Below are 21,649 nucleotides of genomic sequence, written 5' to 3' on the forward strand. Positions count from 1 at the left end.
TACAGGTATTTTGCTTTATTCGACAAACGGCAAATATAACCCGACGAATGAACTTTAAAAATAGAACAACCACACACAAACTTAAAAAACCTTTAATAAAAATGAGGGTTTAATATTAAAAGATTAGCTTATTTTTGTGCCTTGAACATTCGCGATTTAATAAATAGATATAAAACCGACGATAGGGTAACTGAATTTACCAAAGCGTTGAACGCCGGCAAAAACCCGAAGATACAATTGAAAGGTTTAGTGGGTTCTGCTGATGCTATTGTAGCACTATCATCGTACTTTCTACTGCATAAACCCATGCTGTTTATTCTTCCCGATCGGGAAGAAGCGGCATATTTCCAGTCTGACCTGGAAAGTGTGTTAGATAAGCAGGTGTTGTTGTTTCCATCATCGTACCGCAAATCTTTCGATTTTACACAGGTAGATACTGCCAACGTACTGGCCAGGGCCGAGGTTTTAAATGAGTTGAACCACGATTCGGAATATGGTAAAATTGTAGTGTCTTACCCTGAGGCCATTGCGGAAAAGGTGATTGACCGTTCGGCTTTGGAAAAAAACACCCTGGAAATTAGCCTGGGCGCAAAACTTGGGATCGATTTTATTAATGAGTTTTTGATTGATTACGACTTCGACAGGCGTGATTTTGTGTACGAACCAGGACAGTTCTCTATTCGTGGGGGGATAGTAGATATTTTTTCTTTCTCGGCAGAATTGCCATATCGTATCGAGTTTTTTGGCGATGAGGTAGAAAGCATTAGAAGTTTTGAAATTGAAAGTCAACTTTCGGTGGCTGATGTAAAATCGCTAACCATTGTACCTAACGTGCAGGCCAAGTTTTTAACCGAGAGCAATATTAGCATTTTAGATTACATCGATGCCGATACACAACTCTGGTTTAAAGATGTTGAGTTTACTTTAGATATTGTAAAAGCTGGTTACAAAAAAGCTATAGAATTGTGGAAGGCGTTGCCTTTGGCAGACAAAAATCAAAATCCAGAATGGATTGACCCTAAGTTTGCCTTTAGCGATGAAAAACTATTGGGCGATCATTTACACGATTTTCCTTTAGTAGAATTTGGCAAGCAGTTTTTTTATAAAACAGATAACCGTTTCGAATTTGAAACTAAACCGCAGCCTTCCTTTAACAAGGATTTTAACCTGCTTATTCATAACCTTAAAGAGAACGAAAAAGAGGGCATTGTGAATTTCATCTTTACAGATTCGCCCAAACAAATTGAAAGGTTATACGCCATTTTGGAAGATATTGATAAAACGGCAAAATTTACGCCAATCAACAGCATGTTGCGTGAGGGTTTTGTAGATCCACAAATCCAAACGGCGTTCTATACCGACCATCAGATTTTTGATCGTTACTATAAATACAAGCTAAAAAAGGGTTATCAAAAGAGCCAGGCCATTACGCTTAAAGATTTGAGGGAGCTCAAATCTGGCGATTATGTTACCCATATCGATCATGGTATCGGGAAATACGCTGGCTTGGAAAAGGTTGAGGTCAATGGCAAAACACAGGAAATGATTCGGTTAATTTATGCCGATAACGACCTGCTTTATGTGAATATCAACTCCCTAAACCGGATTGCCAAATACAGTGGCAAGGAAAGCGGTGTACCCAAAATGAATAAATTGGGTACCGATGCCTGGGACAAGCTGAAGAAAACAACAAAAAAAAAAGTTAAAGACATCGCCCGCGATTTGATTAAGCTTTATGCTTTACGCAAAACGCAAGCTGGTACCGCATTTTCTCCCGATGGATATCTTCAGGCAGAATTGGAGGCATCTTTTATTTATGAGGACACCCCCGATCAGTTAAAAGCTACCCAAGATGTAAAAAAAGATATGGAATCGCCACACCCAATGGATCGTTTGGTTTGCGGCGATGTGGGTTTTGGCAAAACCGAAATTGCCGTTCGGGCAGCTTTTAAAGCTGTTGCCGAAGGCAAACAGGCTGCCATTTTGGTACCTACCACTATTTTAGCCTTGCAGCATTTCAAAACATTTTCGTCGCGTTTGAAAGATTTTCCGGTTACGGTAGATTACATCAATCGTTTTAAAACCAGCAAGCAGATTAAAGATACGTTAGCTGAAGCTGCGGCGGGAAAAGTTGATGTTTTAATTGGTACACATCGCTTACTTAGCAAAGACGTAAAATTTAAAGATTTAGGCATCATGATTATTGATGAGGAACAGAAATTTGGAGTTACGGCTAAAGAACGGTTGAAAGCGGTGCGTGTAAATGTAGATACGCTGACGCTTACTGCAACACCAATACCCAGAACATTGCATTTTTCTTTAATGGGTGCGAGGGATTTATCGATTATAAGTACACCACCACCAAACCGCCAGCCGGTAAGTACCGAATTGCATGTTTTTAATGATAAGCTGATCCAAGAAGCAGTACAGTTTGAGCTTGACCGCGGAGGGCAGGTTTTCTTTATCCACAACCGCGTAAACGACTTGATGCAATTGGGTGGGATGATCCAGAAATTAGTGCCAAAAGCACGAATTGGTATTGCGCATGGTCAATTAGATGGCGATGCCCTTGAAGATGTAATGCTCGATTTTATTAATGGCGAGAAGGATGTATTGGTAGCCACAACCATTATTGAGGCCGGGTTGGATATTCCAAATGCCAACACCATTATTATTAACCATGCCCATATGTTTGGGCTTAGCGATCTTCACCAGATGCGTGGTCGGGTAGGCCGTAGCAACAAAAAAGCTTTCTGTTACCTATTGTCTCCGCCGCTTTCTACTTTAACTTCTGAGGCAAGGAAACGGCTAAGCGCAATTGAAGAGTTTTCTGATCTGGGAAGTGGCTTTAATGTGGCCATGCGAGATTTAGATATCAGAGGGAGCGGAAATTTACTGGGCGCAGAACAAAGTGGTTTCATTGCCGAAATTGGCTTCGAAATGTATCATAAGATCCTCGATGAAGCCATTCAAGAACTTAAAGAAGCTGAATTTAAAGGGCTGTTCGAGAATGAACCTCCCCGCCCTTTTGTTGGCTTTACACAGGTAGATACCGATTTGGAACTGTACATTCCAGATGCTTATATCACGAACATTACAGAGCGGTATAACCTGTATACCGAGCTTTCTAAGCTTGATAATGAAACTGAATTGGCAACTTTCGAGAAACATTTGTCCGATAGATTTGGGCCAGTTCCGCCACAGGTAAAAACCATGTTAAGCGTTGTGCGGTTGCAGTGGCTGGGGAAGAAACTAGGTTTCGAGAAAATTAGTTTCAAGAAAAATAGCCTTCGCGGTTATTTCCTGAGTGATAAGCAATCGCCATATTTTGACTCGGAAACGTTCACAAAAATTTTAAGTTTTGCCCAAAATCATCCACGGATGTGTAACTTAAAAGAGGTAAAAAACACCTTGCGCATTGCTTTTGATCATATTAATAATGTAGAAGAGGCCATACAAACCCTTGAGCTAATCAATTAAGTAATTTACGCCTCTAGCAACACATCATTCATTATCATTGGGGTAGGCAAACCCAAAAACCATAAATACGCAAAGCAATTGACCGTAACATCAATGGACCCAACCTTATTACTCGATTTAGTGAAGATGCAAATGCCATATGGAAAGTATAAGGGCTACCTAATATGCAATATTCCAGAAAGTTATCTATTGTGGTATAAAGATAAGGGCTTCCCAAAAGGGAAACTTGGCGATTTGATGGCTACCATGTTCGAAATTCGAATGAATGGACTAGAGTACTTGTTGACACCGCTGAAAAACCAACAGCGCTATTAAGCAAGGGATATTGATTTTTGGCTTTTTAATTGACACAGAAAGATGCAGAAATCTGCTACAAACGGTAAGAGATTTCTGCACATATATAGTTAAGGGGATTTAAACTTCGCAACCATCATCGTTGCAACTGGCGTCGTTACTTTTACTTAGCGAGGTTAGTACGGTTTTGGGCTGGGTACTTTTCCACTCGTTGAAACTTTGGGTAAGCGCATCAATAAAGGCCTGTACAGGCTGAGCGCCAGAGACCGCATATTTCCTGTCCATTACAAAGTACGGAACGCCGCGAATACCCAGATTCTGACTCTCGTAGATATCATACCTAACGGCTTCTGCAAATTCATCACCTTCTAAAACACTGTTAACTTCTTCAGCTTCCAGGCCAACAGCTAAAGCAACTTCTTGCAAAACCTCTCGTTTACTAATGTCTTCCCCTTTAAGGAAATGAGCTTCTAGAAGTTTTTCCTTTGCTAAATCCTGACAATGATGCTTGCCTGCCAGATGGATGACCCGATGGGCATCGAAAGTATTGGCTGGAATATTCCGATCGAAGTTAAGTATTAACCCGGCACTCGCGGCCATATCTTCAACCTGCCCGGTCATTTGCTTTGCTTGTTCGATAGGCATGCCCTTGCTTCGAGATAGGTAATCATAAACCGTTTCATTGGCAGTGTTATGGTAGTCTGGGTTAAGCTGAAAACTTTTCCAATTGACAACAATTTCATCTTTAAACGGTAGTTGTGCCAGTGCTTGTTCGAAATGCCGCTTACCGATATAGCAAAACGGGCACATTACGTCTGACCAAATTTCTACTTTCATGATGCAAAAGTATGGCGATTGCATTAGTATCTGGTAACAAGAAAGTAAAATCAGGTGCCGCTGTTATTTCATAATTTTTTTTATGTTTGCGCCTTAAAAATCAAATAAAAAAATGAAAAAAACTATTTTAATGCTCTTAGTAGTTTGCGCTGGTTTTGGTGCAAAAGCACAGTTAGAAGGCTCGAAACAAATTTTCGAAAGTCCGAAACTTAGAAGTGAAAAAGGAAACCATAAGCTGGTAGCCATATTGCCGTTCAACACGAAAATTTCTTACAGAAAACAACCAAAGAATTTCAATGCTGATGCAAACAGAGATCAGGAGATAAAAATGGCGAAGTCTATCCAATCGAGCATGTATACTTTTTTATTAAGAAAAGCTGCCGATTACACCGTAGAATTTCAAGATCCTGATAAAACGAATATCTTATTGAAAAAAGCTGGTGTTCTAGATAAACTAGATGAGACCACTAAAGATGAATTGGCAAAAATTCTTGGCGTAGATGCCGTTTTAGGTGGCAATTTTGAAACGGAACAAACTAAGAGTGAGGCGGGCGCCATTGCATCGGCTGTACTGTTTGGTGGTTTAGGCGGCAAGACGGGTACAGGGTCGTTAACTTTAACCTTAAACAGCGGTACCTCTGGCGACTTACTGTGGAGATTCTTTAAAACGATGAATGATAGCATCACTTCGTCAACAGATGATTTGATTGAACATATGATGAGGAAAGTATCAAGAAATTTCCCATACAGCAAGTAGTAAACAGATAAGCATAAAAGTGAAGCCACCCGCTTTGGGGTGGCTTTTTTGTTATTTGTATAGCTGGTTAAACAGCAACTTAAAAGTGCCATGGGTTTGGGCTCTAAATGCAATTTCTGGTCCGAAAGCTAGCAATTTACCTTTACCTACATTCGCTTCGAAAGCAGTAATTCCATCTTGCAGGTAAGCCTGCCCCCAAGCCCAGCCGCTCTTTAAAGGCGTGGCACTATTAAACCACATTAGAGGCTTTATGGCGCCAGATGAGACAGCGTTTCCGGTAAGCTTGAAAACTGGACTATTATCAAAATAAACATCAGCTGTTTTATCCATTCCCCAAGTGGCAGGCAAGTTGTTATCTACATTTACGGTCAATACACTTCCCGGTACGTAATATTTTTCGGCGGGAAGCCTTTTTTCTTCGGCGTTAACCAGCTCGACCATGGCATTCCGAACAGGGAGTTTTAGGTGGTAAGCCAAATTAGTACTACTGCCTATTGCCAACACTTTCCCGCCTGCTTCTAAGAATTTCTTTAATTGAGGGATTGATTTTTCAGCAGTTATTCTACCCAAACGATTCCGATATGCTTCTGGAACATCTTCCGCTTTCGGTGATGAAAACCTGCCGCCAAAATCGGCATTGGTTACCGCGGGAATAGCGCCACCAACTAAAATAATAACGTCGAATTTGGTATTCAAATTCCCATTATCGATATCCTGGGGATAAATTACGGTGGCATTGAAGTGGTATTGCTCCATCATCCATCTTACCCAACCTGAAGCCATTGATCCGCCATAGTTATCCCATAGGGCAATCCTTCCGCCAACAACTTTGGTTTTTTCTTTTGGTACATTTGCCGAGGTGACTTTAACATTCGCCGCCGTAAGAATACTTTTACCAGCTGCTGGCACATAAAAATCTCCGCTATCACCGCTACGATAGACATCAATTTTATTCTTTAACAAATCATTTACCGCGGTATAAGAATCATTCTGTGTGGCACTTAAACGATATGCCGATCCGGCAGGAACCTTGTTTATGGGTTGCAGCAGTTGCCCATATGGATTTTTCTCAAATGGACCATTGAAATCGTCTAGAAGTCGGTCGAACTTTACATCCATAAGGTAGGCAAGGGTCCAACCTGCTGCATCGTAAGGTGGAATTGGTGCACCACCATCATATTTGAAATCATTCGGGTGATCTTGAGGCTCAAACATATCCAGCACATGTGGCCGAAAAGCCTGATCGGTTTTAACCACGTAGCTTCCTGCAGGATATTGTTTGCCGGCTACCGAAAAGGGGGCTGTTGCTTTATGGACAACGATGCCTGTTCTGATTAACGCATTTAGAAATTTTATTGCTGAATTGAAATCGGGTTGATCTGCCGATAAGATGTAGCCTCGAGCATCTCTATTCAGTGGTGCTGTCATCACCGTATCAAACGCCTTCGTTCCGGTATTGCGTCTAGCACTAAACTCCACATCGCCTGCCATGCTGGTAGTTTTTAATGCGGCATTTATCGCGGTTATTTTCTTTGGCGAAAAAGACCAGGTATCTTTTTTCCCTTTTTCTATCGAGTTTCTTCCCATTTGATAGATGTTAAACAGCAATTCATCGCGATAGCGTTGGGCATAGTTTAACACCGCATAGTTTAGGGAAACCGAATAATCAATAGAATTTTTAAAATACCATTTGCGTGGTGTTACCGGATTGGGCGAATCGCTGTTGGGCAATAACCGTGCAGGAACAAGTGGAATTTCTGATGGCGTAGGACTTCCAACAATTTCAGTTAGCAAACCAATCATATTATGAAAGTATGTAGTTGTTCTAAGGCCTCCATTGTACCAGGTAGAGAAAACTGATCCTCCACGTTGGGTATATCCAGGCTTATTCTCTACATTCATTCTATTGTGCATAGCGGCACCAACCGCATCCAAACTGGTTAATAGTGTGGGTTCGAAAACATAATTGAAAGGATCGCGGTAGGGCGGCCCTGCAACAACTGTACCGGCAGGACCAGTTTGGTGGTGGTTGTACATGATTTGTGGCAACCATTCTACAAAAAGCTGTCGCCCTATGTTCTGCGTTTCTTTCAGGTTTAACATGAAAAAATCGCGGTTATTATCATGCCCTGCATATTTCTCATACAACACCGGCAGGCCAGATGTTGTCCTTTTCTTTTCATCCTTATCTCTCATGTACCAATTGCTTACCAACTCTTGGCCGTCGGGATTGGCGTGCGTGAAAAGGATAATGACATTGTCTAAAATTTTTAAGGTTTCCGGGTCTGTCTTCGAAGCAAAATTGTACGCGGTTTGAATCAACTGGTGGATGCCTACTACTTCTGTGGCATGCAAACCCCCATCTATCCAAACAATAGCTTTGCCTTCCTGGGCAAGTATTTTGGCTTGTTCTGGCGTAACTTCAGCATGTGCCAGTTCCTGAGAGATTTGCTTATATCGATCTAACTTTTGCAAATTCTCTGGCGAGGATATCACCATCATATACTGCGTGCGTCCTTCTTCGGTCTTGCCAATATCCACAAGTTTAACCCTTTTAGAACTTTCTGCGAGTTTTTTGAAATAAGCCTCTGTTTGCGTGTAATTGGCTAGCTGGTAATTATCGCCAATATCAAAGCCAAAATGCGATTTTGGAGAGGGAATGTCTTGCGCAAAACTGGTATAGCCAGACATTATTAAGAGCACAAGGCAAGCCTTTTTCAGGTAGTTTTTAATCATAATCAGTTTAGGTTGGATACTCAAATATAACTGAGAAATGCAATCAAAACTACGCGGATGTAAATTTGTTACAGGAACAGGTGAAGGCAGATTTAATACAAGATTAGGTAGAGGTAAGCATAAACCACAGGTGCAGCAAGCAAAAGCCCATCAAACCGGTCTAGCAAACCACCATGGCCGGGCAACAAACCGCCGCTATCTTTGGTATCCAGGCTGCGTTTCAACATTGATTCTACCAGATCGCCTAGGGTGCCAAAGTTTGCAATGAGAATGGCCATACCTGCCCATACCCACATTGGGTTTTCAGTAAATACAAAAGATAAACCAACCGCAACCAGTACACTTGTAAACATACCGCCCAAAAAACCTTCCCAACTTTTTTTAGGAGAATGCCGTTCGAACAATTTTCTCTTACCATACCTCACTCCAAAAAGATATGCACCTGTATCATTCGCCCACAACATCAACATAAAAGCCAAAGGGAAATGAAAATTGTAGGTATTCCAGTTTTCTAAAAAACCCAAGGCATGAAAAAAGCAAAAAGGAATAGTTACGTACACAAAACCTACGAAGGTGTACGAAATATTGGCGAATGGAATTTTATTCTTTTTGTAAAGCTCGGTGATGAATACTGAAAAGATAAGCGGAATGCAAAGAAGCAGGTACTTTACATCGTATTTGAGGTAATGGAGCCCAGCGGCCATTAGAAAGAGCAGAATTCCCGCAGCTAAACCGATATTGCGGTGCGGCCTGATTCCGGAATTTTTAATAAGTTTATAAAATTCCAAAAGTGATAAAATGCTTAATACCAAGTAAAATACAGTAAACGTATAGCTTCCTAATAGGATGGAGCCCAACATCACAATGGTAAAAAAGAAAGCGGTTATGGCTCTAGTTTTCATTAAATAGTTGAAAAGAATTTTTATTTAAACTGGGTGCAGAAAGCATATTATTCAATTTCATTTTCAACAATATATTCGATGGCTTTATCAAAGTCGGATTTGTTTACCAAAACCACAATTTCGCCCAAGTGATAGGCAGAAAATTGTTTATTCATGGTAACAGCCGGGATGCCGACCTCTGTTAGGCCTTGTTTCAAAATCTCTGCTGCAAATGCATCGCTTGTGGTATATACTTTAATCCAGTTTTCGTTCACGTAACGCGGTATCTTTAAAAAATTTAAACAAAGCTATGGTTAATATTGCACTTATTAAATATCCATACCATGGAAATCCGATAGGGTCATCTGCTTTATCGAGTGGCAAATTGTGTTTCTGCATATAAAACGCTAAGCAAACTGCATAAGCGTTATTGATAAAATGAGCAGCAATGGCATACCATAAACTTCCGCTGTAAAAATATAAATAACCAAACCCGGCACCCAGGAGCATTCTTGGTATAAAACCATAGAATTGTACATGTATAGCACTGAAAATAATTGCCGTTAACCAGATTGCTGCATGAGGATGTTTAAAGATTCGATTGATACAACGTTGCACGCCCCCCCTAAACATTAATTCCTCTCCAACGGCAGGCAAAACAGCAATCATTACCAAATTAACTATAAAATCGATATTGTTGCGCACCGTGAGTAAATTAATGGTGGCTTCCATAGCGGCATCTTCCTTTTCTTTCATCCAACGTTCTATGCCTTTCAAAAAGTCCGGCAAAATCATTTTCTGATTTAAAACGGCTACATACTCCATTACAGGCATACTGGCGATCATGATTAAAAGTGCTATCGCGAGAAGCAGGAAAGTAGGTTTTTTAAATCCATAAAATGTGGCAAGTTTTTGGCGTTCGGTAAGTGCTAAGGCAATAGCAGGTAAAATAAAAGCACCAATAGAGGTAAAGATCTGCATCGCTTTTAGACCGCTCAGATATTGTGGCGCCCCAGATAATAGCAAGTTGAATTGTCCAATTAAACTGGTTCCATACATAGCAAAGGCTAATAACAGCCCTATCAAACCAAAAACCATAGCGCCTACAACTCCGTAAAATAAAAGTAAAAGTAATTGCAGGAAAGGGCTCAATTCTTCCTTTTTGGGTGTTACAAAATTCATTATTTGTACCTTTGTATGTTTTATTAATCGTTGAAGATAGAAAATGTCTGTAAAGATAGGAAATATAGATTTAGGTGAGTTCCCATTATTGCTTGCGCCGATGGAGGATGTTAGCGATCCACCGTTTCGGTATGTGTGTAAACAAAATGGTGCGGATTTAATGTATACCGAATTTATTTCGTCTGAAGGATTGATTCGAGATGCGGCAAAGAGCTTGCAGAAGCTGGATATTTTCGAATATGAAAGACCAATAGGCATCCAGATTTTTGGTGGCGATATCGAGCACATGAGAGAGGCTTCGGCCATAGCATCTGCCGCAGGCCCAGATTTAGTAGACATTAATTACGGTTGCCCGGTAAAAAACGTAGTTTGTAAGGGTGCTGGTTCTAGTTTGCTGCAAGACATTGATAAAATGGTTAAAATGACTGATGCAGTGGTGAAAGCATCGCATTTACCCGTTACCGTAAAAACGCGTTTGGGTTGGGATGATAACACAAAGAATGTTTACGAAGTTGCGGAGCGGCTGCAAGATGTGGGCATACAGGCGCTTACCATACACGGACGAACAAGGGCACAGTTGTACAAAGGCGAAGCCGACTGGGCATTGATACGGGAAATTAAGCGCAACCCCAGAATTAAAATCCCGATTTTTGGAAATGGTGATGTAGATAGCCCTGAAAAGGCCGCTGCATGGCGCATGGAATATGAGGTAGATGGCATTATGATTGGCCGAGCTGCTATTGGTTACCCCTGGATTTTTAGAGAAGTAAAACATTTTTTCGCAACTGGAAAGCACTTGCCGGGGCCAACTATCGAAGAAAGGATAAATGTGTGCAGAACTCATCTGGAGAAATCTCTGGCGTGGAAAGGACCTAAAACAGGTATTTTTGAAATGCGCAGGCATTATGCAAATTACTTCAAAGGTTTACCCGATTTTAAACCTTATCGAATGAAGCTTGTGGCAGAGCCAGATGTAAACAACATTTACAGCATTTTAGAAGAGGTGGCATACAAGTTTGCCAATTACGATGCTTCTAAAGTACTGGCCTGATTTTTGAAAAGAATTTTATACATTGTAGATTATCATGGTTACAGCAATTACAGACGGCGTAAAAGTATCGGTCGAGACCGTATACCAACCGGAATATTCAAATCCTATTAATGAGCATTTTATGTTCGCCTATAGAATAGAAATCGCAAATCTTTCTGATTACTCCGTTCAACTGTTGCGCCGTCAATGGCATATATTCGATTCAAACAGTAGCAGAAGAGAAGTCGAGGGCGAAGGTGTAGTTGGCATTCAACCTATCATCGAGCCAGGTCAAACTCATGTTTATGTTTCCGGATGTAACTTAAAAACAGATATGGGCAGTATGAGAGGTACTTACCTAATGAAAAAATTGGTAGACGCTTCCGAATTCGATGTTGACATTCCAAAATTTCAGCTTGTTGCGCCCTATAAACTAAACTAAAATTCTCTACTTTTCCCACCTACTTGTTTAAGCCTATTGACATTGTATTTCCCTAACAAATATAGATGTGGGTTTCAAATATATATCGCCCTGAGCAAAAAAAAAGCGACTCAATTTCTTTAGGCCGCCTTTCATTTTTCATAGGTTAGTAAATCTTAATCTCTACTTCGTCCAAAAAGCATCGATGCGTAGTAAAGTAAATTAGCTAAAGCACCTATAGCTGCTACAACGTAAGTCATTGCTGCCCACCATAAAGCATCTTTAGCTTGCGCATTTTCTTCCTGGGTTTGCATCACCCCCTGGTTATGTTTTAACCAAGCAAGCGCCCTGTTGCTCGCATCGAATTCTACCGGAAGGGTAACAATACTAAAAATAGTTACCAAGGCTAAACCTACTACGCCAATGGCGAGCACGATAGGATTTCCGGTAAAACCAATTAACAACACACCAATCAACAGCACCCATTGCAGCAAGTTCGACGAAATACTTACTACCGGAACCATGCTGCTTCGCAGTTGCAACCAATTATAAGATTTTGCCTGCTGTAAGGCGTGACCACACTCATGTGCGGCAACAGCGGCTGCAGCTACACTTCTGCTATAGTACACGTCTGTACTTAAATTAACGGTTCTATCTTTTGGATTGTAATGATCTGTGAGTTGCCCTTCGGTACTCATTACCTTTACATCGTATATGCCATTATCATGTAGCATTCTTTCTGCTACCTCCTTCCCCGATAAACCAGAGCTTATTTGCATTTCGGCATACTTAGAAAATTTGTTTCTGAAACGCCACTGCACAAACATGCTCAACAATAATACCGGGACGATTAATATTAAATAAACTCCCATTTCCTTATGTATGTTTTTCGTTTATCAACATATCAAAAAGCGTTCCCATATTCATTTAGAGATTAGATGTACTATATTTATACCATGCAAAAAGAGTTGTCATATTGGGAAAAAGAATCTTTTTTTCGATACGATGTGATCGTTATTGGAAGTGGAATTGTTGGTTTAACGGCTGCAATAGCCCTTAAACAATCAGCCCCGAATTTAAGCATTGCTATTTTAGAAAGGGGATTCCTCCCAACAGGTGCCAGCACAAAAAATGCGGGATTCGCCTGTTTTGGAAGCATTTCTGAACTCATTGAACAAGAAAAGTTAGGATTAGACGAACTACTTGCTACGGTAGAAAAAAGATGGAAAGGTCTATTAAAACTACGGGCTATTTTAGGTGATGAACGATTAGACTATCAACGCCTTGGTGGTTTTGAACTATTTAAAAAAGAAGATAAAATCCACGCTGCTGAATGTGTATCGAAAATTGAACATTTTAACCAGTTGTTGAAAAGTGTTGTTGGTGAGAGCGCTTATGCGCTCAATAATGAAACCATATCCAGTTTCGGCTTCGATAAAGTGACGTCTCTTATCGAGAACCGCTATGAAGCGCAAATTGATTCGGGAAAGATGATGCTAAGTTTATTGCAATATGCACAACAGCTTGGTGTTTTAATCTTCAATGGATGCGAAGTAAATCAGATTGATGATTCGACCAAGCAACTGGTTACCGCAAACGGTATCTTTAAATTTAACCGCTTAATTGTTGCAACTAATGCATTTATTGATTCCCTGATTAAAGGTTTGCCTATAAACCCGGGAAGAGGCCAGGTGCTAATCACCAAACCAATTAAAAATCTAAAGGTTGCAGGAACTTTCCATTATAACAGAGGTTTCTATTATTTCAGGAATATAAACGGTAGAATTTTACTTGGTGGGGGTAGAAATCTCGATTTTAGTTCTGAAGAAACTACAACGTTTGGCCAAACGCCAACGGTACAAAACGCACTGGAAACGCTTTTGAAGGAAGTAATTATTCCAAAAACCTCTTATGAAATTGACTACCGCTGGAGTGGCATTATGGCATTTGGAAATGAGCTACCTCCATTGGTTAAAGCTATTCATCCAGATATATTCTGCGCTACCCGTTGCAATGGGATGGGGGTTGCTATTGGTGCCGAAACCGGAACAGATATAGCAAATCTCGTTTTGCAATCGCTTTAATTAAGAATGTTCGTTATCCTACTTAAACACAATTGTTTTATTCCCACTTACAAATACGCGATCTTCGAAAATTAATTCTAATGCTTCTAATAATACCTTTTTCTCAATCTCTTTTCCCGCTCTCACCATTTCCTTTACCCCGAAGTTATGATCGACATGGTTGGTATGTTGCGTAATGATTGGTCCTTCATCCAGGTTGTCGGTTACGAAGTGAGCTGTTGCACCAATAATTTTTACACCACGTTCAAATGCTTGCTTGTATGGATTGGCACCAATAAACGCAGGTAGAAAAGAGTGGTGGATATTAATTATTTTTCCTGGGTAAGCACTAACAAAATCGGCCGATAGAATGCGCATGAATTTCGCCAATACAATATAATCAATTTGATAACGATTAATAATCGCCTTTATCTCATCCTCAAATGCTTGCTTGTTTTTGTCGTTGTGGTCGACATAAAAATATGGGATGCCTAATTTTTCTGTAAAATCTCTAAGTGATTCATAATTGCCGATAACGCAGCACACATTTGCCCCAAGGGTTTTGAAATGGTCTTTTATCAAAATTTCCGATAAACAATGGTACTCCCTGGTAACCAAAACTGCTATTTGCTTTTTCTGTTCGCTAATAAGGGTTACCTCTGCTGCATTTGGTAAATTTTCCAAAAGTTGGTTGCGAAGATAATTGTTATCCGATAAATTGCCTGTGCAAGCAATACGAGCAAAGAAGGCGCAATTATCTTCATCAACAAATTCACGCATGGCTACAATGTTGAGTTGCTGAGCAGCTAAAACACGTGTAATATCCGTTACCAGCCCAACTTGATCAATACATGAAATTAAAATGGTTAACTGTTCCATGGTTCCAATTAAAACTCAATAATAAACAATTTGCAGGTACATTGTAAAGTTTAAGTTTGCTAATTTTTATTGTATTACATCCTGCTTTAATTCAAAAAGGATTGTTTTGTAGTATTTATTTAGAACCAAGCTTGTTTGATCTTGGTAAATGGCTTTTAAATATCGATTTTTACTAAAATTTTTATCATTATGGAAATTGCGATTGCCGCATTGCTTACTGTCATTTTAGTTGTACTCATTTTCCTATTCTTCAAAAAGCCAGAGATTCCAATAGGTATTATTTCTGTGGATGATTTTGAAAAACTTAAAGCTGAAAACGACTCGTTAAAAATTTCATTCGCGAAAGCTGAAGAAAAAATATTAAACGTTAATGCAGAAAAGGAACACATTACCCTTTTACTTAAACAAGAGCAACAACGCCTGATAGAAGAATTGCAAACCGAAAGAGATCGTTTATCAGATGCCAACCGGGAGTTGGAAAGCACCAAATCATTTTTCCAAGCTGAAAAAGAAAAGTTGGCTGCTCAGAAGTTGAGTTACGAACAATCTCAAGAGAAATTAAATAAAGATTTTGAACTCATTGCTAATAAAATTCTGGAAGAGAAATCAACTCGTTTTGTAGAGCAGAATAGAACCAATCTGGATTTGATATTAAATCCATTAAAAGAAAATATTAAAGCTTTTGAAGAGAAAGTTGAAAAGGTTTATAAAGCAGAATCTGATGAGCGCAATATTTTAAAAGGTGTGATTTCAGAATTGCAAATTCAAAGCAAACTTATTCAGGAAGACGCTAATAACCTCACCAAGGCATTAAAGGGTGATAATAAAAAACAGGGAAACTGGGGTGAAGTGATTTTGGAGAAGGTTTTAGAGAGATCTGGCTTGGTACGGGATCAGGAATATCGCATTCAAGCCTCGCTAATATCCGCCGAAGGCGGTCGCTACCAGCCAGATGTAGTAATCGATTTGCCAGACGATAAACATCTAGTTGTTGATGCTAAAGTTAGTTTGGTAGCATACGAACGTTATGTATCAGCAGAAATGGAAGACGAACGTGAGGGTTATGTAAAGCAGCATTTGGCGTCTATAAAGCAACACATTCAAGAATTATCATCTAAGAATTATCAGGAGTTATATAAAATTAATTCCCCGGATTTTGTTTTGCTGTTCGTTCCAATTGAATCATCTTTCAGTATCGCCGTGCAGAAGGATGCAGAACTATTCAACTTCGCATGGGATAGACGTGTGGTTATTGTTAGCCCATCTACGCTGCTTGCTACTTTACGTACCATTGCCAGTATTTGGAAACAAGAAAGACAGAATAGAAATGTTATGGAAATTGCCCGTTTAAGCGGTGCGATGTACGATAAATTCGTTGGTTTTGTAGCTGATATGGAAAGTATTGGCAAACATATTAAAAATGGACAGGAAGCCTACGATAAGGCATTAAATAAACTATCTATAGGCTCAGGTAATTTAACCAATACTACTGAGAAAATTAAAAAGCTCGGTGCAAAAGCTACTAAACAGATTGATATTAAATATTTAGATGGTGAATAGTTGTTTTGGTTGATGAACTCGAATAATAGGTGAATTCATCAACCAAATATTTGTATTATTTATTAAAAGCATTCCAACCTTGGGCTTTTAATTCATGTACATTATTAGATTTAGAAACCATTTTACAGCCAGAATTTTTATCCGTTACATGTCCGATCACGGTTATATCTACATCGTGTTTAAGTTTTTTGTAATCATCCTGACTAATCGTGAACAGTAATTCATAATCCTCACCACCACTTAAAGCGCAAACTGTAGGGTCGATACCAAGTTCCCTGGCGGTTTCATAGGTCATAGGGTCTAAAGGAATCTTCTCTTCGTATATGGTAACGCCTTTATCAGACTGCTCTGCTAAATGCAAAATCTCAGAAGCCAGACCATCAGAAACATCAATCATCGAAGTAGGTTTAATATCCATCTCTTCTAAAAGTGCCACAATATCCATCCTGGCCTCAGGTTTCAGCTGTCTTTCAATAATGTAATCTTTACCTTCTAAATCTGGTTGAATTTGAGGATTTTCTAAGTAGATTAACTTCTCTCGCTCGAGAATTTGCAGACCTACATAAGCACCACCCAAATCTCCTGAAACGCATAGCAAATCGTGTTCCTGTGCACCATTTCTATAGGTAACTTTATCAGCATCGGCATAGCCAATACTGGTAATGCTGATTACCAAACCTTGCTTACTTGCTGAGGTATCACCACCAACTAAATCGATGTTGAATTTATTACAAGCCAATTCTATGCCTTTATAAATTTCTTCTACAGCCTCTAATGGAAATTTACTCGAAAGACCTAAAGAAACAGTAATTTGGCTTGCCTTGCCATTCATCGCATAAATATCACTCAAATTAACCTGAACGGCTTTATAACCTAAATGCATCAATGGTACATAGGCTAAATCGAAGTGGATTCCTTCTAGTAACAAGTCTGTAGAAACCAATGTCTGTTTACCTTTGGCATCCAAGACAGCGGCATCATCGCCTACGCCTTTTACCGAATAATCGTTTCTAATTTTGAAGTTATTCGTGAGGTGTTTGATCAAGCCAAATTCACCTAACTCATTTATATCTGTACGTTCTTTATTTTCAAACATATGCTTAAGAGGGGCGAAGCCCCGATTTTTAAAATTTACACTCCAGAAACTGTAGAATTAAAGGGTATCTCTGTATCGATATTCTTCTTAACGCTTCTAAACTCCATCCAATTTTTCCCTTCAGTAAACCGTGCTATCAACATGGCAGCAACGTTATCGCCAGTTGCATTTAACAATGTGGCCATTGGGTCTACCAGGGTACCAATAATCATGGCTGGTGGCAGTGCTTCCGGTGGTAACTGGTAGGCTGAGATCATTAATAATTCTCCTATATATCCCCCGTTTGGTATGCCACCCTCAACAATACTCACCAATATAGTAATGCCTAAAGCCAAAATTATGGTATCTACATGAACCAGATCTTTGCCAAAAATAGCAAAAACAACTGCTATCTTAATAATAGAACTAATGCTCGAACCATCTTTATGTAAAGTTGAACCTAGTGGAATGGTGACATTGGCAATATAGCTTGGAACACCCATCTTAGTAGCACCCTCTAAATTGGCAGGGATAGTGGCAATACTACTACAGGTACCTATAGATGTTAAAGAAGGAACAATATTATTTTTCCAAAAGATTTTTATCGCTTTAAAACCGCCGGCAATAAAAGCATATAGGGTAAAGAAAATAATGAAATAAAATGCACCAACACCATAATATAAACCCAATGCTTTGGCATAAGTACCAAAAAGTTGCGGTCCGAAAACGCCAACCTGATAAGCAAAATAAGCGCCCAAACCAATTGGACCTAACTTCATGATCAAGATAATCAGTCTCTTCATCACCTCGTTGCCCGACACCAGGAAATTTTTAAAGCCATCGCCTTCTTTACCTGAGTAAAGGGTAGAAAAACCAACCAGTACCGAGAAGATAATTAAAGCCAGCATGTTCTTTCTACTGCCAATTTCAAAGAACTCGCCGACGGTTAATAACTGGGTAATTTGCTCGCCAAACGATTGCATTTTTCCATGATCTGTAGGTATAGGACTGTTGGCAAGTGACTGGTGAATAGGAAAAACCCAGGTAGCTGCTAAAGTTAACAATGCAGAGATTAACACAGTAGATAGAAAAACAAGTACCATTACCGTAAGCAATTTACCTAGTTTCTTCGTCCTATCTATATTTGCTATTGCAGATGAAACGGCAAAAAATACCAAAGGAATTACAGCTGTAAATAGCAAATTCAAAAATATATCCCCTAACGGTTTTATACTTTCAACTTGCTTTCCAAAAATTAAGCCTACAATGCTGCCAACAGTTATACCTGCAAGTAGCCACAACAAGCCAGCATAATTCTTAAGAATATTAATTGCTTTCATTTTTTTGTTTTACCATATTGTAAAATATTTTGGCAACTAGGCTTACTATGCTTTGGTCTATAATCCTAATTCTGCAGAAATATCAAGCATGCGCTGAATTGGTTTACGTGCTTGTTCGATAATATGTTCAGGTACAGTAACTTCGGGCATGCCATTTTTAATACATAGATACAATTTTTCTAAAGTATTTCTTTTCATGTAAGGGCAATCGTTACAAGCACAACTGTTATTTGGCGGCGCTGGTATAAAAGTTTTCGTCGGATTGGCTTTTTCCATCTGATGAATAATTCCACTTTCTGTAGCAACAATAAATTCTGTCGCCGGATTAGAAATGGTATACTTCAACAGTCCTGTAGTAGATCCAATATAATCCGCCATCTTCAAAACGACTTCTTCACATTCCGGATGCGCTATAAATTTAGCATTTGGATGGCGTTCTTTCAGTTTCGTAATTTTCTCTTGCGAAAAAATCTCATGTACCATACAAGCACCGTTCCAAAGCACTAAATCTCTACCTGTTTTCTTCGCAACATAAGCACCTAAATTCCTATCCGGCCCGAAAATTATTTTTTGATCTTTAGGTAAACTTTCTACAATTTGAACCGCATTGGTAGACGTACAAACAATATCACTTAAAGCTTTTAATTCAGCCGTACAGTTCACGTAAGTAATTACCAAATGATCTGGATATTTTTCTTTAAACTTTCTGAATAGATGTGGTGGACAACTATCTGCTAAAGAACAACCCGCCTTCACATCTGGCAACAATACTTTTTTAGAAGGGGAGAGGATTTTCGCTGTTTCTGCCATGAAGTGAACACCAGCAAAAACAATTACATCAGCATCTGTTTTAGCGGCTTCTTGCGATAAACCTAAACTATCACCAATATAATCTGCAATATCTTGTATATCAGGTTCTTGGTAGTAATGCGCCAGGATGATTGCATTCTTTTCCTTTTTCAATTTTTCGATTTCAACAAACAGATCGAGTGTCGGATCGATTTCTTCATCTACAAAACCTTTTTTATTGATTTCTTCTAAGACATCTATGTTCATTTGCTTATTTTACTTTTTTCATTTTGACGTTGTTCAAAGATAAGGCTTTCCACGTCTCAATAATTAATAAGTTATTTTAAATAAATAAATCTTGTTTGTTTATTAGTGTGTTAGTATTGTTGGCAAGTTTCATAAAAAAATTCTTTTAAATGAGTTGTTAATCGTTTACTAACATTAAGATTACATTTTTTAAATATGATAAGATTGATTTTCAGCACTATCTAGAAATGAGTTAAATTTTATCAATATTGGAATGTTAATTGTTTACAACTGTATAAAAAGTTAATTACCTCAATAAAACTGCTTAAAAATTGGGTAAAAGATTGTGGCAAATTCCGTTTTTAGAGTAGCTTTAAACATTCAAATTTTTTTGTTAGTCTTATTTATACATTAAGCTAACAGTTGTTCTATAGTTATCAACAGGGTTGATAAAGTAAAGGTTTTTTAGATGAGAAAAGTAGATTTTCTGGTAATTGGTTCAGGGATAGCAGGTTTAAGTTTTGCACTTAAAGCAGCCAAGTTTGGTAAGGTTTTAATTGTTACAAAATCAAACGAGGATGAATCTAACACTAAATATGCGCAAGGTGGGGTAGCGGTAGTGGTAGATAAAGATGATTCTTTTGAAAAACACATCCAAGATACCTTGATTGCCGGAGATGGTTTGTGTGATAGAAGTATTGTTGAAATCGTTGTAAAAGAGGGTCCTCAGCGTATTCAGGAGATTATAGACTATGGCATTAACTTCGATAAAGACAATGCTGGATTTTATGATTTAGCTAAAGAAGGTGGCCACTCTGAACACCGGGTTTTGCACTATAAAGACATTACTGGGTACGAGATTGAAAGGGTATTATTAAAGGAAATTCACGAGAACCCCAACATAGAGATATTAACACACTACTTTGCACTCGAGTTAATTACCCAACATCACCTTGGTGCCTTTGTGGATAAACGTACTGAAGATATTAACTGTTATGGTATATATGCCTTTAACACAGAGCTTAACGATGTTGAAAAGATTGTGGCAAACATAACGGTAATGGCATCTGGCGGCGCCGGTCATGTCTATTCTGCTACAACCAACCCAGTAATTGCTACCGGCGATGGCATGGCGATGGTTTATCGGGCCAAGGGAAAAGTTAGAAATATGGAATTCATACAGTTTCATCCAACAGCATTGTATCACCCTGGTGAGTATCCATCATTCCTGATTAGTGAGGCTGTTAGGGGTTTTGGAGGTGTGCTTCGTCGTAAAAACGGCGAAGAATTTATGCATGAGTATGATGATAGAAGGTCTTTAGCACCAAGGGATATTGTTGCAAGAGCTGTAGATGCAGAGATGAAAAAGTCTGGTGACGACTTTGTTTACCTCGACATTACGATGCGTACGAAAGCAGATATTTTGAAACATTTTCCTAATATCTACGCCAAGTGCCTATCTATCGGTATAGATATGACTAAAGATTATATTCCGGTTACCCCTGCATCACATTATATGTGTGGGGGGATTTTAGTAGATGAATATGGAAGATCGTCAATCAAGAACCTTTATGCTTGCGGAGAGTGCAGCTCTACAGGCTTGCATGGTGCAAATCGTTTAGCTTCTAATTCGCTTTTAGAAGCCACAGTATTTGCTCACCGTATTTATCAGGATGCCATCGAAAACTTCAAACAAAATGTTATTCCTGAAGCCATTCCGGAGTGGGACTCTAAAGGGGTAACGCAGACGAATGAAGATATTTTAGTTACGCATAACCTGAGGGAGTTACAAAAAATAATGGGTGATTACGTAGGTATAGTTCGCTCAGATTTTAGACTAGACAGGGCGCTGCGGAGATTGTTTTTAATTTATCAGGAAACTGAAGAATTTTATAAAATGAATAAGGTTTCTGTAAAGTTGTGCGAATTAAGAAATGTTATTCAAACGGCTTACCTGGTGATCAAATCGGCGATGCAGCGCAAGGAAAGTAGAGGGTTACATTTCACCACAGATTATCCTAAACACGCAAACTCACTCATTGATACTGTATTGTAATATCAGTTATAAACCCATAGTTT

18 protein-coding genes are annotated in these 21,649 nt (G+C 39.1%); 8 read left to right on the forward strand and 10 right to left on the reverse strand.

Features of this window, described 5'->3' with window-relative positions; translation table 11 throughout:
- Positions 1-141: 141 nt before the first annotated feature.
- Together mfd and OQ268_RS04235 are read left to right on the forward strand one after the other, a co-directional pair.
- Complete coding sequence (mfd, locus tag OQ268_RS04230; RefSeq protein WP_265854850.1) at positions 142-3,480, forward strand: transcription-repair coupling factor; 3,339 nt, start codon at positions 142-144, stop codon at positions 3,478-3,480.
- 93 nt (positions 3,481-3,573) lie between these two features.
- The gene (locus OQ268_RS04235; RefSeq protein WP_265854852.1) at positions 3,574-3,795 is read left to right on the forward strand and encodes a DUF3820 family protein; all 222 of its coding nucleotides are present in this window, start codon (positions 3,574-3,576) and stop codon (positions 3,793-3,795) included.
- 99 nt (positions 3,796-3,894) lie between these two features.
- Here the strand turns inward: OQ268_RS04235 and OQ268_RS04240 are convergent, their stop codons facing one another.
- Positions 3,895-4,611: a DsbA family oxidoreductase gene (locus tag OQ268_RS04240; protein WP_265854853.1), complete on the reverse strand. Its 717-nt coding sequence runs from the start codon at positions 4,609-4,611 to the stop codon at positions 3,895-3,897.
- Positions 4,612-4,723: 112 nt separating this feature from the next.
- Here OQ268_RS04240 and OQ268_RS04245 point away from each other — a divergent pair, with 112 nt between their 5' ends.
- On the forward strand, positions 4,724-5,368 hold the full coding sequence (locus OQ268_RS04245; RefSeq protein WP_265854854.1) for a hypothetical protein: 645 nt from the start codon (positions 4,724-4,726) through the stop codon (positions 5,366-5,368).
- Between the two features lie 51 nt (positions 5,369-5,419).
- On the opposite strand, the gene OQ268_RS04250 is transcribed toward OQ268_RS04245, so the two are convergent.
- The 4 genes from OQ268_RS04250 to OQ268_RS04265 form a co-directional block, all read right to left on the reverse strand.
- A complete protein-coding gene (locus OQ268_RS04250) occupies positions 5,420-8,104 on the reverse strand; it encodes a M14 family metallopeptidase (RefSeq protein WP_265854855.1) in 2,685 nt (894 codons plus the stop codon).
- A 92-nt stretch (positions 8,105-8,196) separates the two neighbouring features.
- Positions 8,197-9,006: a phosphatidate cytidylyltransferase gene (locus OQ268_RS04255; protein WP_265854856.1), complete on the reverse strand. Its 810-nt coding sequence runs from the start codon at positions 9,004-9,006 to the stop codon at positions 8,197-8,199.
- A 47-nt stretch (positions 9,007-9,053) separates the two neighbouring features.
- Positions 9,054-9,260, reverse strand: a complete 207-nt coding sequence (locus tag OQ268_RS04260) for a putative signal transducing protein (protein WP_265854857.1) — start codon at positions 9,258-9,260, stop codon at positions 9,054-9,056.
- A complete protein-coding gene (locus tag OQ268_RS04265; protein WP_265854858.1) occupies positions 9,241-10,167 on the reverse strand; it encodes a CPBP family intramembrane glutamic endopeptidase in 927 nt (308 codons plus the stop codon). The genes OQ268_RS04260 and OQ268_RS04265 overlap by 20 nt, the downstream gene beginning before the upstream one ends.
- A gap of 43 nt (positions 10,168-10,210) precedes the next feature.
- Here OQ268_RS04265 and dusB point away from each other — a divergent pair, with 43 nt between their 5' ends.
- Both dusB and apaG read left to right on the forward strand, forming a co-directional pair.
- Positions 10,211-11,218: a tRNA dihydrouridine synthase DusB gene (dusB, locus tag OQ268_RS04270; RefSeq protein ID WP_265854859.1), complete on the forward strand. Its 1,008-nt coding sequence runs from the start codon at positions 10,211-10,213 to the stop codon at positions 11,216-11,218.
- Positions 11,219-11,252: 34 nt separating this feature from the next.
- The gene (gene apaG, locus OQ268_RS04275; RefSeq protein WP_265854860.1) at positions 11,253-11,639 is read left to right on the forward strand and encodes a Co2+/Mg2+ efflux protein ApaG; all 387 of its coding nucleotides are present in this window, start codon (positions 11,253-11,255) and stop codon (positions 11,637-11,639) included.
- Positions 11,640-11,794: 155 nt separating this feature from the next.
- Here the strand turns inward: apaG and OQ268_RS04280 are convergent, their stop codons facing one another.
- Complete coding sequence (locus OQ268_RS04280) at positions 11,795-12,490, reverse strand: zinc metallopeptidase (protein WP_265854861.1); 696 nt, start codon at positions 12,488-12,490, stop codon at positions 11,795-11,797.
- Positions 12,491-12,574: 84 nt separating this feature from the next.
- On the opposite strand from OQ268_RS04280, the gene OQ268_RS04285 reads away from it, so the two are divergent.
- Positions 12,575-13,702, forward strand: coding sequence for an NAD(P)/FAD-dependent oxidoreductase (locus OQ268_RS04285; protein WP_265854862.1), 1,128 nt, complete (start codon positions 12,575-12,577; stop codon positions 13,700-13,702).
- A gap of 18 nt (positions 13,703-13,720) precedes the next feature.
- On the opposite strand, the gene purU is transcribed toward OQ268_RS04285, so the two are convergent.
- A complete protein-coding gene (gene purU / locus OQ268_RS04290) occupies positions 13,721-14,560 on the reverse strand; it encodes a formyltetrahydrofolate deformylase (protein ID WP_265854863.1) in 840 nt (279 codons plus the stop codon).
- A 189-nt stretch (positions 14,561-14,749) separates the two neighbouring features.
- Here purU and rmuC point away from each other — a divergent pair, with 189 nt between their 5' ends.
- Positions 14,750-16,120: a DNA recombination protein RmuC gene (gene rmuC / locus OQ268_RS04295; protein ID WP_265854864.1), complete on the forward strand. Its 1,371-nt coding sequence runs from the start codon at positions 14,750-14,752 to the stop codon at positions 16,118-16,120.
- A 55-nt stretch (positions 16,121-16,175) separates the two neighbouring features.
- Here the strand turns inward: rmuC and thiL are convergent, their stop codons facing one another.
- Genes thiL through nadA form a run of 3 tightly spaced genes read right to left on the reverse strand, consistent with a single transcriptional unit; the run spans position 16,176 to position 19,591 of the window.
- A complete protein-coding gene (gene thiL, locus OQ268_RS04300) occupies positions 16,176-17,216 on the reverse strand; it encodes a thiamine-phosphate kinase (protein WP_265854865.1) in 1,041 nt (346 codons plus the stop codon).
- Between the two features lie 35 nt (positions 17,217-17,251).
- Positions 17,252-18,535: a dicarboxylate/amino acid:cation symporter gene (locus tag OQ268_RS04305; RefSeq protein ID WP_265854866.1), complete on the reverse strand. Its 1,284-nt coding sequence runs from the start codon at positions 18,533-18,535 to the stop codon at positions 17,252-17,254.
- Between the two features lie 57 nt (positions 18,536-18,592).
- Positions 18,593-19,591 (reverse strand): quinolinate synthase NadA, encoded by a 999-nt coding sequence (gene nadA, locus OQ268_RS04310; RefSeq protein ID WP_265854867.1) that lies wholly within the window; start codon positions 19,589-19,591, stop codon positions 18,593-18,595.
- 448 nt (positions 19,592-20,039) lie between these two features.
- On the opposite strand from nadA, the gene nadB reads away from it, so the two are divergent.
- Positions 20,040-21,626, forward strand: coding sequence for an L-aspartate oxidase (nadB, locus tag OQ268_RS04315; protein WP_265854868.1), 1,587 nt, complete (start codon positions 20,040-20,042; stop codon positions 21,624-21,626).
- The last annotated feature ends 23 nt before the right edge of the window (positions 21,627-21,649 follow it).

Source organism: Pedobacter sandarakinus, from assembly GCF_026240095.1.
Lineage (GTDB): Bacteria > Bacteroidota > Bacteroidia > Sphingobacteriales > Sphingobacteriaceae > Pedobacter > Pedobacter sandarakinus.

Coding starts and splice junctions, on each gene's coding strand:
- OQ268_RS04245 (WP_265854854.1), top strand. CDS start 4,724: ATGAAAAAAACTATTTTAATGCTCTTAGTAGTTTGCGCTGGTTTTGGT.
- OQ268_RS04305 (WP_265854866.1), bottom strand. CDS start 18,535: ATGAAAGCAATTAATATTCTTAAGAATTATGCTGGCTTGTTGTGGCTA.
- OQ268_RS04240 (WP_265854853.1), bottom strand. CDS start 4,611: ATGAAAGTAGAAATTTGGTCAGACGTAATGTGCCCGTTTTGCTATATC.
- dusB (WP_265854859.1), top strand. CDS start 10,211: ATGTCTGTAAAGATAGGAAATATAGATTTAGGTGAGTTCCCATTATTG.
- nadB (WP_265854868.1), top strand. CDS start 20,040: ATGAGAAAAGTAGATTTTCTGGTAATTGGTTCAGGGATAGCAGGTTTA.
- rmuC (WP_265854864.1), top strand. CDS start 14,750: ATGGAAATTGCGATTGCCGCATTGCTTACTGTCATTTTAGTTGTACTC.
- thiL (WP_265854865.1), bottom strand. CDS start 17,216: ATGTTTGAAAATAAAGAACGTACAGATATAAATGAGTTAGGTGAATTT.
- OQ268_RS04280 (WP_265854861.1), bottom strand. CDS start 12,490: ATGGGAGTTTATTTAATATTAATCGTCCCGGTATTATTGTTGAGCATG.
- OQ268_RS04265 (WP_265854858.1), bottom strand. CDS start 10,167: ATGAATTTTGTAACACCCAAAAAGGAAGAATTGAGCCCTTTCCTGCAA.
- OQ268_RS04255 (WP_265854856.1), bottom strand. CDS start 9,006: ATGAAAACTAGAGCCATAACCGCTTTCTTTTTTACCATTGTGATGTTG.
- OQ268_RS04235 (WP_265854852.1), top strand. CDS start 3,574: ATGGACCCAACCTTATTACTCGATTTAGTGAAGATGCAAATGCCATAT.
- nadA (WP_265854867.1), bottom strand. CDS start 19,591: ATGAACATAGATGTCTTAGAAGAAATCAATAAAAAAGGTTTTGTAGAT.
- apaG (WP_265854860.1), top strand. CDS start 11,253: ATGGTTACAGCAATTACAGACGGCGTAAAAGTATCGGTCGAGACCGTA.
- OQ268_RS04250 (WP_265854855.1), bottom strand. CDS start 8,104: ATGATTAAAAACTACCTGAAAAAGGCTTGCCTTGTGCTCTTAATAATG.
- purU (WP_265854863.1), bottom strand. CDS start 14,560: ATGGAACAGTTAACCATTTTAATTTCATGTATTGATCAAGTTGGGCTG.
- OQ268_RS04285 (WP_265854862.1), top strand. CDS start 12,575: ATGCAAAAAGAGTTGTCATATTGGGAAAAAGAATCTTTTTTTCGATAC.